Genomic DNA, 10,674 nt, shown 5'->3' with positions numbered 1-10,674 from the left:
TCCTGATCAGGTGAAGACCCGGTGCATTGCCGGGTTTTTCTGGACAGACACGGTCGCGGCGGCTTGGCTGCCGGTACTTCAAACTCTAGGCCAAGGTGATGAGTTCAAATATGAAAACCGACCATCGGCACAATGCGGATCCCTGTGGTAGCGAGCACGCTCGCTCCCACAAGGGTCGGGGGCTTATCATGGCCGCCGTGATTATCCCCTGCCCTTTATGAGACTGAGCATGACCTTCGATTTCGATCAGGTGTTCGACCGCCACGCTACCGGCAGTACCAAATGGAGCCGTTACCCGGCTGACGTGTTGCCGATGTGGGTCGCAGACATGGATTTCGCCGCGCCGCCGGTGATTATCCAGGCCCTGCAAAAACGCCTGGAACACCCGTTGCTCGGCTACAGCGTGGCCCCGGACGATCTGCGTGACGCCATCGTCGCCGACCTCTGGAACAAATACGCCTGGCGGGTACACCCTTCGGAACTGGTGTTTTTGCCGGGGGTAGAGTCGGGTTTCAACATGGCGCTCAATGCGCTGGTCGAGCCGCAGCAGAACGTCGTGGTGCAAACCCCCAACTACCCGCCGCTGCGCCATGCGCCGGGTCACTGGGGCCTGAACAAGGTTGAGCTGGAGTTTGTAGCCCAGGCCGACGGTTCCTACGCCACACCGCTCGACGCCTTGCGCCAATCCCTGAACGGTGGCGGCGCGCTGCTGCTGAGCAACCCGCACAACCCGCTGGGCAAGGTGTTCCCGCGAGAAGAGCTGCAAGCCGTGGCCGATATCTGCCTGGAACAGCACGCCTGGATCATCTCCGACGAGATCCACGCCGAGTTGTGTTACGACGGGCGCGTGCACATTCCCACCGCTTCGTTGAGCCCGGCGATCGCCAAACGCACCATCACCCTGATGTCGGCGAGCAAGGCCTACAACATCGCCGGTTTGAAGACGTCGTTCATGATCATCCAGGATCCCGCGCTGCTGTCGCGGGTCAATCACGCCCGTTGCGGCCTGGTCGACAGCGTCAACCCACTGGGCCTGGAAGCCACCCGCGTGGCCTACTCCGAAGGCGGGCCGTGGCTGGCCGAGCTGATGACGTACCTGCACGACAACCGTGACTATCTGGTGGACGCGGTGCGCACGCGGCTGCCGGGCGTGACCATCAACGTGCCCCAAGGCACTTACCTGGCGTGGCTCGATTGCTCGGCGCTGGGGCTGGAAGATCCGCAGCAATTCTTCCTCGAACAGGCCAAGGTCGGCTTGAGCGCCGGTCTGGATTTTGGTGATCACAGCAAACAGTTTGTGCGTTTGAACTTCGGCTGCCCGCGGGCGTTGCTGGAAGAAGGGATTGCGCGGATGGAGCGTAGTTTGCTCAATCGCTAAAAAAGCAAAAGATCGCAGCCTTCGGCAGCTCCTACAAGGGAATGCAGTCCAACTGTAGGAGCTGCCGGAGGCTGCGATCTTTTGATCTTGCATCATCTGAATCCAACCGAACTCATCGCAAAAGGCCGGGGTCAATCCTCCATGAGCGGCATCCGCCCTCGCCTTTTCCTGCCTTGAGACTGGAGATCGATGATGACTGACTATCCCAAACCTCCCTTCCCGAAACAGCCCCAGCCCGTACCCGGCTCGCAAAAGAAAATGGACCCGTACCCCGACTGTGGCGAGCAGAGTTACAAAGGCTCCGGCCGGCTGGAAGGCAAGATTGCCCTGATCACCGGCGGCGACAGCGGTATCGGGCGCGCCGTGGCCATTGCCTTCGCCCGGGAAGGCGCCGACGTGGCCATCTCGTATTTGAATGAACACGAAGACGCCGAGGAAACCGCGCGCTGGGTTGAACAGGCCGGGCGTCAGTGCCTGCTGTTGCCGGGGGATCTGGCGCAGAAAGCGCAGTGCCAGGCCATCGTCAGCCAGACCGTCGAGCGCTTCGGCCACATCGACGTGCTGGTCAATAATGCCGCGTTCCAGATGACCCACCAAAACTTCGAAGACATCCCGGACGACGAATGGGTGATGACCTTCGACGTCAACATCACCGCGATCTTCAGGATCTGCCAGGCCGCGCTGAAACACATGAAGCCTGGCAGCTCGATCATCAACACCAGCTCCGTCAACTCCGACATGCCCAAACCAACCCTCCTCCCGTACGCCACAACCAAAGGCGCGATTGCCAATTTCACCGGCGGTCTGGCGCAGATGCTCGGGCCGAAGAACATTCGGGTGAACAGCGTCGCTCCCGGGCCGATCTGGACGCCGCTGATCGTATCGACCATGACCGATGAAGAGGTGCAGAACTTCGGTGGCGAGACGCCGCTTGGCCGGCCGGGCCAACCGGTGGAAGTGGCGCCGATCTATGTGCTGCTGGCCTCGGATGAAGCCAGTTACATCACCGGCCAGCGCTACGGGGTCACGGGCGGTAAACCGATTCTTTAAAATTGAACCTGCCATCCATTCCAGAACTCAACACTTCATAGGCCTGCCCATGGCGGGCCTTTGATATCTGGAGGTCGTCATGTCCGCACCTATTATCAAACTGTTCACCCAACCCAACTTCGCCTGGACGGATATTCGTCACGAGGAGGAAGAGCATCCACGTCATTACCTTGCGCATCTGGTGCTGCTCGCGCTGATTCCGGCGGTGTGCCTGTTTATCGGGACCACCTATGTCGGCTGGAGCCTGGCCGAAAACGAGGTGGTTAAGCTCAGTCCCACTAGTGCGCTGCAACTCTGTGGCTTGTTGTACCTGACCATCCTGGCCGGTATCACCCTGATGGGGCTGTTTATCCGCTGGATGTCGCGCACCTTCGACGCCCGGCCGACGGTCAATCAATGCATCGGTTTTATCGCCTACACCGCGACGCCGTTTTTTATCGCCGGTTTCGCCGGGCTGTATCCGAACCTTTGGTTGGCGGTCATCGTGCTGGCGGCCGCTTGCGCCTATGCGACATTCCTGTTGTTCGTCGGCCTGCCGACCTTCATGCACGAGCGCAAGGAACAGGGGTTGTTGTACGCCGCCAGCGTCTGGGGTGTCGGCCTGTTGGTCCTGGTGACGATTCTGGTCGAGATGATAGTGCTGTGGACCAACGTGCTGGCCCCTGAGTACCTGCGCGCGACCGTCGGTTGAGCCTGCGAGTGCACCCACCCAGTGAGCATCCGATATGAGCTTCATTATATGGGTGGCGGTGTTGGGTGCGGTGCTGCTGACGCTGGCGCTGACCTCGTCGTTTCTGCGCTGGATGCCGGTGACCACGTCGGCGGTGTGCCTGGCGCTGGGGGTGGCCATTGGCCCGGCGGGCATGGGTTTGCTCAAGCTGGACATCAAGGACGCGGCGAACTGGATGGAGCACCTGACGGAAGTCGCGGTGCTCTTTTCGCTGTTTGTCTGCGGGTTGAAATTGCGCCTGCCGCTCAGGGATCGCAAGTGGCGAGTTGCGTTTGGGCTGGCGGGACCGGTGATGGTCCTGACGATCACCGGCGTATGCCTATTGCTGCATTATGGCTTTGACCTGGCATGGGGGCCGTCGATGCTGATCGGCGCGATCCTGGCGCCGACTGACCCGGTATTGGCGTCGCTGGTGCAGGTCAACGATGCCAAGGATTACGACTCGGTGCGTTTCGGACTCTCGGGCGAGGCAGGCCTGAACGATGGGGTCGCGTTTCCTTTTGTGATTCTCGGTTTGCTGTTTCTGCAACAGAGCGACGGTTCTAGCGCCTGGCTTAATGACTGGGCCTTGAAAAGTCTGTTGTGGGCGGTGCCCGCCGGTTTGCTGACCGGTTACTGGATGGGCCACGGCATTGGTCGGGTGACCTTGTCGATGCGCATCCGTAATGCCGACAGCACCTTTTCCCCCAATGATTACCTGACCCTGGCGCTGATCGCACTGGCCTATGTGGCGGCCGAGTCGATTCACGGCTATGGCTTCCTGTCGGTATTCGCCGCGGGGCTGGGCTTGCGCCAGGCCGAGGTCAAATCCACCGGCGACACCCAGACCCCGGCCGAGCATCTGGTGCAGCCGGTGGTCAATCATCAGAACGTCGAGCCCGAGGCGGCGGTTCACGGCGACATGGACAACCTGGAAGACACCCAGGTCGCGGCCGGCATCATGATGGGCGACATGCTGGCCTTCGGCAGTCTGGTGGAGCGCGCGATGGAAGTGTTCCTGGTGACCTTGCTCGGGGTGGTGCTGGTGGCGCATTGGGACTGGCGCGCACTGGTGATTGCGGCGGTGCTGTTCTGCGTGATTCGCCCCTTGAGCGTTTGGCTCATCCCTTGGGGGAAACTGCTCGATGGGCGCCAACGCTCATTGATCGGCTGGTTCGGGATTCGCGGCATCGGCAGTTTCTACTATTTGTTCTATGCCTTGAACCATGACCTCTCCCCGACGATGGCGACCCTGTGCACCGACCTGACACTGTCGATCGTGGCGCTGAGTATCTTGATTCATGGCATCAGCACCCAGCCGATGCTGGCGCGGTATGAACGGCGCAATCATCAGGATTCCTGATTTATTTTTACGATAGCCACCTATATATCTATCCATTTTCTCGCGTGAAAATAATGAAATTCCTATAGGGGCAGTCAGTCACAACCTTATCCAGCCTGTATGGCTCCCCCCAGAAAAGGTGAACGCAATGAAGTACTACTCGGCCCCCCCGATACACCCTCAGGCTTGCCGCGACTTCGCACTCGAATGTAATCGTCAATTGTTCGAAGACGCGCATCAGTTGAGCCAAGAGGCTTTTGAATTGCTGGAAAAAGCCGAGTTGGACGCCGAGTTATTCACCCATTACCAGGCACTGCGCCACAAGGTTGATTTGAAATTCCAGGAAGCGATTGATCATCTGCGGTTGATTGAAGAGGAATTTCCGTCGGCGGAGAGGTTGGCGTTACTGCACTCGAAATCGGCGGGTGGGACCTTCGATTCGCGGGTTTGAGTTGTATTAAAAGATCAAAAGATCGCAGCCTTCGGCAGCTCCTGCAGGGTGATGCCGAAGGCTGCGATCTTTTCGTTTCTTGTTCCCCAATCCGATGCCGCGATCTGCACTGAATACGGTCGTCAATTCATGCACCTTGCACGGTGCAAATGGCTATTAGCCGCGCCAACGTATTGTTTTATAGATGTTTTCACCGCAACCGAAATCAGGCACAAGAAATGCTCTTGCACAGTAAGCGACTGACGGCAACGCGATCGTCTGCGCTGTCCTGTGACTAAAACAAGAGGTTTGACCATGAACGCCATTGACCTGTTGAAAGCCGACCACGAACGCGTAAAAGGCATCCTGAGCCAGTTGAGCGAGTCCACCGAGCGCGCGCTGAAAAAACGCGTGGAGTTGATTGGCAAACTGGAAATGGAGATCGCGATCCATACGCGTCTTGAAGAGGAAGTGCTGTACCCCGCTTATAAAAAGGCCGGAGGCAAGGAACAGGAAGTCATGTACTACGAAGCCAAGGAAGAACACCGGACCGTGGACTCCCTGGTGCTGCCGGACTTGAAGGTTACCGACCCTTCGACGCCTGAGTTCGCCGGCCGGGTGAAGGTGGTCAAGGAGTTGCTGGAACACCACATCGAGGAAGAAGAAACCGAGATGTTCCCGCAGGCCAAAAAGCTGCTGGGTAAAGCCACGCTTGAAGAGTTGGGGCAGCAGATGGAAGCGCTCAAGGTTCAATACAAAAAGGAAATGACGGCGGCCAATTTGGCGGCTTGAAGGGGCAGTGTGATGCAAGCTTCACATTGAACCTGTGGCGAGGGAGCTTGCTCCCTCGCCACAACAGCTCTTTCATCTTAAGCCCCAGGATTCGTCACCTGGATGTAAAACGCATAACTCCCCAACAGCATCCAGAACGTCGCAAAAATCCACGGTGTGCGCACCGAGAACAACAGCGACTTGCGATAACCCTTGTGACTCGACTCCGTTTCACAGAACAGCGGCGAATCATCGTAAGCCAGCCCCATCAGCGGTTCGCTGCTCAACAACTGGCTTTGTTTGAAGTGCCAGTGATCGATGATGTCGTAGGCCGCGCGGATACCCGGCCAAGCGTTCAACGAACTGAGCATCCCCAACAGCGCGAGAAAGGCTGGCACCACCAACGTGAACAGCTTTCCCCATTCCGGGTTGAGGTTGGACATGCAGGACGCGAAGGCAATCACCAGAAACGATTGCGCCGCCAGGTAGGCGTCGGTGCGGTTGGCCAAAATGCTGGTTTCGTACTGGATTTCCCGGCGATAGAAGTCCAGGCGTTCCTTGGGCGAACCGAACATCTTGGCGTTGTATTCGGTCAGGGCTTCTTCGGTCTGTGGTTCAGTCAATATTCTTTGCACGGCGCTCACACACAGGGTGGAAAGCGTTTAGAAGAAGACTGCGCGGGCAAAGTTCATCTGGATTGCCAGAGGCTCACCAACGGACCGTGCTGACCGTGTACCGGATCCGCCAGGGGCGGCACCGACCACCAGGAAGTCCGCACTCTGTGCCAGGCTGCAATGCCCCGTGCCCGCAGGCAGAATCAACACGTCGCCCTCCTCGACTTCCAGTTCCGCCCCCGAAGGACCGCCCAGCATCAGGCGCGCACTACCGCTGACAACACCCAGAACTTCATGGGCAGTCGAATGGTAATGGTGGTAATCGAACACCTGTGCGCGCCATTGGGCCGGCCACTGATTGCCGCTGAAAAGAGCCTCGAACGCCGCCGCTTTGTCAGTGCGGTGCAATGGCACGTGGCGATAAAGCAATACTGCCAACGGGCTGTTGGGCGTTTGCCCGTCGTCGTTGAAAAACAATTGCTGCGCAGTGTTTTCAGCGCACGCGCTCATGTCCGGATTCTCCAGGGCCTTTAAAACTCTGAGCTGGCTCGCGGAGGAAAAATTCACAGTGAACGCGGTAGCGGTAATTTCATCGCCTGGGAAATGATCTCCACCAGATTGAGTTGGGTAAACGGTTTCGACAAGCGCGGAAGCTCGGTCACGAAGCCTTCCAGGCGCTCGGCATAACCGGTGGCCAGGATGATCGGCAGGTCTGGCTTCAAAGTCCTGATCGCGTGCGCCAGTTGCGCGCCATTCATTTGCGGCATGGCCATGTCGGTGATGACCAGATCAATGGCCTGACCGCTAGAGAATGCACCCAGCGCCTGCGCACCGGACGCCGCACTGATTACCCGATGGCCAAGGTCCTCAAGCAGCAGGCTGGTACTGGTCAGCACCAGGCTGTCGTCATCCACCACCAGCACGCACAGACCCGGTACCGGTGACATGGCCGGCATCTCGATCGTCGGTTTGGCCAGCGAACCGGGAGTGGCGACGGGCAACCAGAGTTCGGCCGTCGTGCCGATGTCCTTCAGGCTCTTTAGCGTGAACCGCCCACCGAGCTGTTCGATAAAACCATGCACCATCGACAACCCCAGGCCTGTGCCTTTGCCGACGCCTTTGGTGGTGAAAAATGGATCCATCGCCGACGCCAGCGTGGCCTGGTCCATGCCTTCCCCGGTATCAGTGACACTGAGGGAAACATACCGGCCTGCCGGTAAGGATGACTTGGCGGGATCGCTGATCTCCTCATTCCTGGCGCTGATGACAATCTTGCCGCCGTTGGGCATCGCATCACGAGCGTTGGTCGCCAGATTCAGCACCGCCAGTTCCAGCTGATTAATGTCAGCCGCTGCAGGCTCAAGGTCGGGCGCGAAGCGGGTTTCGAGATTAACTGAAGGCCCCAGGGAGCTGCGCAACAGGCCGGTAATCCCTTGAATCAGTGCCGGGATCTCGACAGACACGGTCTTGAGTTCCTGACGCCTGGCGAATGCCAGCATGCGCTGGGTCAGGGAGACACCCCGCAGCGCTCCCTGGGTGGCGTTGTCCAGCAAACGGACGATCTTCGGATCATCCGTCATCCGCTTGCGGACGATTTCCAGATTGCCGAGGATCACCGTCAACAGGTTGTTGAAGTCGTGGGCAATCCCGCCGCTGAGTTGGCCGATGGCCTGCATCTTCTGCGCCTGGAACAGTGCTTCACGGGTTTGCTCAAGGGCCTGCTGGGCTTGCGTCACCTCGGTAATGTCACGGGTGATCTTGGCGAAACCGAGTAGCGTCCCCGTCTCGCCCCAGATGGGGTCCACCACCACATGAGCGAAGAACCGCGTACCGTCCTTGCGCAGGCGCCAGGCCTTGTTTTCGAATCGACCTTCCCGCGTCGCTGTCTCCAGCGCCCGTTGCGGTTCGCCGGCCTCACGGTCTTCGGGGGTGTAGAACATCGAAAAATGCTGACCGATGACTTCTTCAGGCCGGTAACCCTTGATGCGCTGGGCGCCGAGGTTCCAGTTAGTCAGGTGGCCGTCCGGGGCGAGCATGTAGATGGCATAGTCCGTGACACTCTGAACCAGCAGGCGAAACTGCTGCTCGCTTTGCTTGAGGGTTTCTTCGGCCATTTTGCGGTCGGTCAGGTCCCGGGTGATCTTGGCAAAACCCAGTAACGTGCCCGACGGGTCGATAATCGGGTCGATGACCACATGGGACCAAAAAAGCGTACCGTCCTTGCGCACCCGCCAGCCTTCGCCCTCGAAGCGACCTTCCGTTCTTGCTGTATCCAGCGCCCGCTGTGGCAACCCGGCCAGACGATCCGCTTCGGTATAAAAGCGCGAAAAATGCTGGCCGAGAATCTCCGCTTCCTCATAGCCCTTGAAACGCCTGGCACCGGCATTCCAACTAATAATGATGCCATCGGGGTCAATCATGTAGATCGCATAATCCACCACAGCATCGATCAACTGCCGAAAACGGCTGTCCTCGATAGCTTTGGTTTTGGTCCGATCGACGCTCATTGATCCCTCCCCGGCATATTGTTTTGTGGAGTATGCGACAAACCACAGGTTAGGACAGCCGCAATAACCAAGCCGTGGAATGTTGTAGTGGAGCGACGGTTACAGAACACCTATTCTCGATGCCACCTGCCACTGCTGGCCAAGGAAGCTACCCTTGATGATTTTGATTCTGTTGCCGACTCATGATTACGATCCGACTGAAAGCAGTGTGCCCTGGCAAGCCATGCGCCAGGCCGGGATTGAGGTGCGTTTCGCAACGCCCGAAGGGTTGCCCGCCTACGCCGACGCACGCTTGGTAGACACAGGTTTCGGCCTGTTGAACCCGGCGCTAATGACGCGTAAAGCCGACCTTGCCAGCTACGCCCGAATGATCGAGGACGACGCGTTTCTTCAGCCAATGGCCTACGCCGATGTCGACCCGGCGCTATTTGCCGGTCTACTGATTCCTGGCGGCCATGCCAAAGGCATGCGCAGTCTGCTGGAGTCCGGACAGGCCCGGCGTATCGCCCGGCACTTTTTCCACACCGACAAACCGGTGGCCGCGATTTGTCATGGTGTGTTGTTGCTGGCCCGCACCCTTGACCCTGACACCGGGCGCCCGGTGATCGATGGGTACAAGGTCACGGCGCTGGTGGCCGGCACCATGGAACTGCCGGCCTGGTTCCTCACTGGACTATGGCTGGGGCGCTACTACCGGACCTATCGGCAGACCGTCGAAGCCGAAGTGCGCGCCGCCCTTCGCCAACCGGCGGATTTCCAGCGCGGCCCGTGGTTGTCCAAGCGTGATTCGGCGGACAAGCCGGAACGCGGATTTGTGGTCCGCGACGGCCAATTGCTCACGGCTCGCTGGCCCGGCGACTGTCATCGCTTCTCCGCCGAATGGCTGCAGATTATCGGTACACGTACTTGACGATGTACGCATACAGATCGTTGTAGACGAAATCAGGGACGCGCTCAGCATAAGTCCCGGTCTTGAGCAGCGCTTGGTGGCACTCCTTGACCATCTCGTCGCGATTACTCATCGAAAAAACATGGTCATTGATTATCTTGCTGTAGCCACTGTAGGCATAAGGTTCAATCACTGCCGCGACAGTCACTAAGCCGTCGACGCCTTTGGTGTAGGTGCTATGGGACCGTAAGGTCCGCTCCTTCAATGCGCCAAACCCACGCTCATACAAATAGATTTGTGCTCCGCTGACCACTTTCGAAGCCGCTTCGAAGGCAAGGATGATCGCCTGGGCGTTGCTCATGCTGGTTTGTAATGCTTCGAGGTCGACGAATCGCTCCATCTCCTGTTTTTCCAGGCTGCTGAGCGCCCTTTTGATACTCGACAGATGCGCGAACTCTTGATTGCAGCCGACGATGTGGGTTTCGAACTGATAGCCAGCCGCTGTTGCCAATGGAGGGGCGCTGGCGAAGTCGATACTGTCGAATGCGCATTCCATGATGATGTTGTATTTCTTTGTAAATGCCTCTGTGTAGATCTTGGTGCAAAGCTCCCGGACGAACTTTTCCGTGTGCTCATAGGCATGCAGGACGCCAAGTCTGATCATGTCCGCGTATTGCGGGTGTTTTTTCCGGTAGTCGGGCAGGTATAGGCGCACATAGTTGGTGTAGTTGTTGGAGGGCAGCAGCTTTTTCTCTAGCAGCCAGGTTTTACCCGAGCCTTGCAGCCCAGCGACGACCAACATCTTGGGAACGGTCTCGGCGGTGATGCCTTTGAATAACGTGGCCTCGATTTCGGTGAATGCCGCGGTGACTTGCTCGTCGGTGTAGGTGTAGTTCAGTGTTTCTGACATACCTTGATTTCCTTATCAAAGAATCGCTTGAAAGTGATTGCCGCACCTTCAATAAAGCAGGGTTTGCCGATTGT

11 protein-coding genes are annotated in these 10,674 nt (G+C 58.3%); 7 read left to right on the top strand and 4 right to left on the bottom strand.

The window, feature by feature from the left end; all coding sequences use genetic code 11:
* Positions 1 to 229 precede the first annotated feature (229 nt).
* The 6 genes from ACA071_RS15420 to ACA071_RS15395 all read left to right on the top strand — a co-directional run bounded on the left by ACA071_RS15420 (position 230) and on the right by ACA071_RS15395 (position 5,701).
* Positions 230 to 1,378 (top strand): MalY/PatB family protein, encoded by a 1,149-nt coding sequence (locus ACA071_RS15420; RefSeq protein ID WP_497645146.1) that lies wholly within the window; start codon positions 230 to 232, stop codon positions 1,376 to 1,378.
* Positions 1,379 to 1,570: 192 nt separating this feature from the next.
* A complete protein-coding gene (locus ACA071_RS15415; protein ID WP_497645145.1) occupies positions 1,571 to 2,428 on the top strand; it encodes an SDR family oxidoreductase in 858 nt (285 codons plus the stop codon).
* Between the two features lie 79 nt (positions 2,429 to 2,507).
* Positions 2,508 to 3,119 carry a Yip1 family protein gene (locus ACA071_RS15410; protein ID WP_497645144.1) on the top strand — a complete coding sequence of 204 codons (612 nt, stop codon included), beginning with the start codon at positions 2,508 to 2,510 and terminating at the stop codon, positions 3,117 to 3,119.
* Positions 3,120 to 3,153: 34 nt separating this feature from the next.
* Positions 3,154 to 4,500 carry a cation:proton antiporter gene (locus tag ACA071_RS15405; RefSeq protein WP_497645143.1) on the top strand — a complete coding sequence of 449 codons (1,347 nt, stop codon included), beginning with the start codon at positions 3,154 to 3,156 and terminating at the stop codon, positions 4,498 to 4,500.
* Between the two features lie 127 nt (positions 4,501 to 4,627).
* On the top strand, positions 4,628 to 4,930 hold the full coding sequence (locus ACA071_RS15400) for a hypothetical protein (protein ID WP_497645142.1): 303 nt from the start codon (positions 4,628 to 4,630) through the stop codon (positions 4,928 to 4,930).
* A 294-nt stretch (positions 4,931 to 5,224) separates the two neighbouring features.
* A complete protein-coding gene (locus ACA071_RS15395; protein ID WP_497645141.1) occupies positions 5,225 to 5,701 on the top strand; it encodes a PA2171 family ribosome-binding persister protein in 477 nt (158 codons plus the stop codon).
* Between the two features lie 77 nt (positions 5,702 to 5,778).
* Here ACA071_RS15395 and ACA071_RS15390 read toward each other — a convergent pair whose 3' ends face one another.
* The 3 genes from ACA071_RS15390 to ACA071_RS15380 are packed head-to-tail and all read right to left on the bottom strand — an operon-like array spanning position 5,779 to position 8,801.
* The gene (locus ACA071_RS15390; RefSeq protein ID WP_497645140.1) at positions 5,779 to 6,315 is read right to left on the bottom strand and encodes a hypothetical protein; all 537 of its coding nucleotides are present in this window, start codon (positions 6,313 to 6,315) and stop codon (positions 5,779 to 5,781) included.
* Positions 6,316 to 6,342: 27 nt separating this feature from the next.
* Complete coding sequence (locus ACA071_RS15385; protein ID WP_497645139.1) at positions 6,343 to 6,804, bottom strand: cupin domain-containing protein; 462 nt, start codon at positions 6,802 to 6,804, stop codon at positions 6,343 to 6,345.
* A 53-nt stretch (positions 6,805 to 6,857) separates the two neighbouring features.
* The gene (locus ACA071_RS15380; RefSeq protein ID WP_497645138.1) at positions 6,858 to 8,801 is read right to left on the bottom strand and encodes a hybrid sensor histidine kinase/response regulator; all 1,944 of its coding nucleotides are present in this window, start codon (positions 8,799 to 8,801) and stop codon (positions 6,858 to 6,860) included.
* A gap of 157 nt (positions 8,802 to 8,958) precedes the next feature.
* On the opposite strand from ACA071_RS15380, the gene ACA071_RS15375 reads away from it, so the two are divergent.
* Complete coding sequence (locus ACA071_RS15375; protein WP_497645312.1) at positions 8,959 to 9,711, top strand: DJ-1/PfpI family protein; 753 nt, start codon at positions 8,959 to 8,961, stop codon at positions 9,709 to 9,711.
* Here the strand turns inward: ACA071_RS15375 and ACA071_RS15370 are convergent.
* Positions 9,692 to 10,600 (bottom strand): zeta toxin family protein, encoded by a 909-nt coding sequence (locus ACA071_RS15370; protein WP_497645137.1) that lies wholly within the window; start codon positions 10,598 to 10,600, stop codon positions 9,692 to 9,694. The genes ACA071_RS15375 and ACA071_RS15370 overlap by 20 nt on opposite strands.
* Between the last annotated feature and the right edge of the window lie 74 nt (positions 10,601 to 10,674).

Source organism: Pseudomonas sp. LBUM1646, assembly GCF_059716165.1.
The sequence above is the reverse complement of the archived record's forward strand: the minus strand, read 5'-3'. Positions and strand labels throughout refer to the sequence as shown.

Coding starts and splice junctions, on each gene's coding strand:
- ACA071_RS15380 (WP_497645138.1), bottom strand. CDS start 8,801: ATGAGCGTCGATCGGACCAAAACCAAAGCTATCGAGGACAGCCGTTTT.
- ACA071_RS15400 (WP_497645142.1), top strand. CDS start 4,628: ATGAAGTACTACTCGGCCCCCCCGATACACCCTCAGGCTTGCCGCGAC.
- ACA071_RS15410 (WP_497645144.1), top strand. CDS start 2,508: ATGTCCGCACCTATTATCAAACTGTTCACCCAACCCAACTTCGCCTGG.
- ACA071_RS15385 (WP_497645139.1), bottom strand. CDS start 6,804: ATGAGCGCGTGCGCTGAAAACACTGCGCAGCAATTGTTTTTCAACGAC.
- ACA071_RS15405 (WP_497645143.1), top strand. CDS start 3,154: ATGAGCTTCATTATATGGGTGGCGGTGTTGGGTGCGGTGCTGCTGACG.
- ACA071_RS15420 (WP_497645146.1), top strand. CDS start 230: ATGACCTTCGATTTCGATCAGGTGTTCGACCGCCACGCTACCGGCAGT.
- ACA071_RS15375 (WP_497645312.1), top strand. CDS start 8,959: ATGATTTTGATTCTGTTGCCGACTCATGATTACGATCCGACTGAAAGC.
- ACA071_RS15370 (WP_497645137.1), bottom strand. CDS start 10,600: ATGTCAGAAACACTGAACTACACCTACACCGACGAGCAAGTCACCGCG.
- ACA071_RS15415 (WP_497645145.1), top strand. CDS start 1,571: ATGACTGACTATCCCAAACCTCCCTTCCCGAAACAGCCCCAGCCCGTA.
- ACA071_RS15395 (WP_497645141.1), top strand. CDS start 5,225: ATGAACGCCATTGACCTGTTGAAAGCCGACCACGAACGCGTAAAAGGC.